Raw genomic sequence first — 2547 nt, forward strand, 5'->3', positions numbered from 1 at the left:
CGGCGGGGCGGGGCCCGGGGGGGCCGGGGCCCCGCGGGCGTGGGCCGGGGGGCCGGGGCGTGGGGCGATTACTTGATGTTGGCCAGCTTCAGGCCAGCCGGCGAGCTGACTTCGATTTCAGCGCGCGAGGCGTCGCGGGCGATCTTGCCGATCACGCAGACGGTCTTGCCTTCCAGGGTTTCCAGCGGGAAGCTGAACTTGCCGCGGTTCTCGCCGGCGATGCGGGCCGAGAAGGTGTGGCGCGGGAAGGCGCCGCCCATGTACAGGAAGGTCGGCTGGCCTTCGGAACCTTCGGCGTAGCGGGCCTTTTCGACCTTGCCGCAGACCATGCCATCCTTGCCAACGGCGCGCGCGGCCAGCTCCGGCGGGATCATTTCAGCCGACTGGGCGAAAGCGGACGAGGCGGACGAGGCGAGGACAGCGACCGAAAGCAGAGCAAGCAGGGACTTCATCGGGAGATTCTCCGGGGGATATGGATAAGTGGTCCGGGGCGTGGCGGGGCCGCGCGTCCGGTTCCTGAATCCAGCTATCGGCCAGTTGCGACACAACTTAAGGACTTTGTTGAACGAAAGTCGTTCCGGTCTGTCGCAGGGGCCGGATCAGGCGGCAGCGTCTTCGACAACGGCCGGCTGGCCCATGTCGGCGCTGTCGAGCAGGGTTTCGATATCGAGCAGGATCAGCATGCGATCGTCCTGGGTGCCGATGCCGGAGATGAAGCGGGTATCGACGGCGGCGCCGAACTCGGGGGTGGGGCGGATCTGGTCGGCGTTGAGCGGGATCACGTCGGAGACGCTGTCCACGACGATGCCGACCACGCGGTTGTCGACGTTGAGGACGATCATGACGGTGAAGGCGTCGTAGCGTGCTTCGTCCAGGCGCAGCTTGAGGCGCAGGTCGATGACGGGAACGATGGTGCCGCGCAGGTTGATCACGCCCTTGATGTAATCGGGGGCATCGGGCACGCGGGTGACGGAGTCGTAACCGCGGATTTCCTGCACCTTGAGGATGTCCACGCCGTAGTGCTCGGCGCCGAGGGTGAAGCTGAGGTACTCGCCACCGCTGCTGGCGGCGTTGGGGTTGCTGTCGTTCATGGAAGGAATCCTGGGTCGGGCGTGGCGGTCGGAAAACCGGGGCGTCACGCTGGATATCGGCCTGGGATGTCGCGACTTTAGAGGCTGTCGCGAAAGGCAGCCGGCCAACGGCCGGCGCTACCGGATTCGTGCAGCCGGCCGGGGGCGCGGCGCGCCGGCTTCCGGTGTCCCTCGGTTGATTGATCCCGATCTCCGGACGTTACGTAACAATTCGTAGCCCCGGCCGTTGGCCGGACACCGCGCGCAGCGCGGCCCAAGCGTCCGGAGGCGTTCTCGCGACGACTGCTGCCAACACCCCGGCGTTTAAATGTTCCGAAGGCACCCATCCGGCGTTCATGACCCCGGAACGAAGAGCATCCGGCCAACGGCCGGGACTACTCGCCGTTCTTGCGGGCGCTGCGTTGGCGGTCGATGCGGAAGATGTAGCGCTGGATGGCGCTGTCGCCGCCGCGCGGGAGGCCATCGAAACGCATGCCGATGCGCTTCATTTCCACGCCGCTGGGCAGCTTGACCGCCAGCTGGTTGCAGACGATCAGCGAGATCTGCAGCGGGCCGCTTTCGGGCATGTCCAGGCGGGCGTCGTAACGCTTCTGGATGCTGAAGACGTTGCAGTCCACCGGCACGGTGACGGCCAGGCCGCCGCCGCTGATGTCCACCACGCGCAGGTGCAGGGCTTCGCTGCGGTCTTCGTTGATCGGGAACAGCAGGTGCGGGGAGTCGGTGAACGGGGTTTCCAGCCGATAGAGTTCGCGGCGCTGCAGGTGCACCAGTTCGGTCGGGAAGGGCACGCGGAAGGCGACGTGGCGGTGGCCGCCGGTGCGTTCCAGGTGGTCCAGGCGGAAGCGGACCATCACCCGGTCCAGCTGCGCGAAGCAGAGCAGGTGGCCGGCGTCTTCGGCGGCGCGGTTGGCCGGCTCGGACGGGCTGCCGTCGAGCAGCAGCCAGTCGTCGTCTTCGTCCAGCTCCAGGATCGCGGTCGGGAACGATTGGTCGCGACCGCCCAGGTGCGCGTTGATCAGCGAGCGCTGGTCGATCAGCGCCTGCAGCAGCTGGCGGATCTGCCGGGGGTTGCGGACCAGGTAACGATCGTCCGTGCCGTCTTCGTGGGCGGCATGGGATGCGTCATGGGGGTCAAGGCTGCCTTCGGACATGGACTCTGCTGCGTTGGGCGGGTACGGATATCGTGCGATATCAGGTCTCTGTCCGTTTATCGGCAGCAGTTCACAATAATGTAGGGCCAATGTGTGTAGCGGTGCGATCGCCGAAAAAAACCACCCCGCCGGAGCGGGGTGGTGTCAGGGGCGGACGGTGGCGAGGATCAGAACTCCTGCCAGTCGCCCTCGTTGGCCAGCACCGGTTCGCGCACGGCCGCGCGGCGGACCGGCGCGGCCGGTGCACGCGGGCGGGCCGGGGCGGCGTGGCGCGCTGCCGGTGCGGCGACGACGACCGGGGCGGC

General features: G+C 67.5%; 3 protein-coding genes. All 3 read right to left on the minus strand.

What is annotated here, in order from left to right:
• Window positions 1–68 precede the first annotated feature (68 nt).
• Window positions 69–452: a hypothetical protein gene (locus QMX79_RS20545; RefSeq protein ID WP_068851603.1), complete on the minus strand. Its 384-nt coding sequence runs from the start codon at window positions 450–452 to the stop codon at window positions 69–71.
• Between the two features lie 147 nt (window positions 453–599).
• On the minus strand, window positions 600–1091 hold the full coding sequence (locus QMX79_RS20550; protein ID WP_068851606.1) for a chemotaxis protein CheW: 492 nt from the start codon (window positions 1089–1091) through the stop codon (window positions 600–602).
• Window positions 1092–1465: 374 nt separating this feature from the next.
• Complete coding sequence (locus QMX79_RS20555; protein WP_282248428.1) at window positions 1466–2242, minus strand: flagellar brake protein; 777 nt, start codon at window positions 2240–2242, stop codon at window positions 1466–1468.
• Window positions 2243–2547: the final 305 nt, after the last annotated feature.

The sequence above is a fragment of the Stenotrophomonas sp. PS02300 genome (genome assembly GCF_029959395.1).
Lineage (GTDB): Bacteria > Pseudomonadota > Gammaproteobacteria > Xanthomonadales > Xanthomonadaceae > Stenotrophomonas > Stenotrophomonas maltophilia_AD.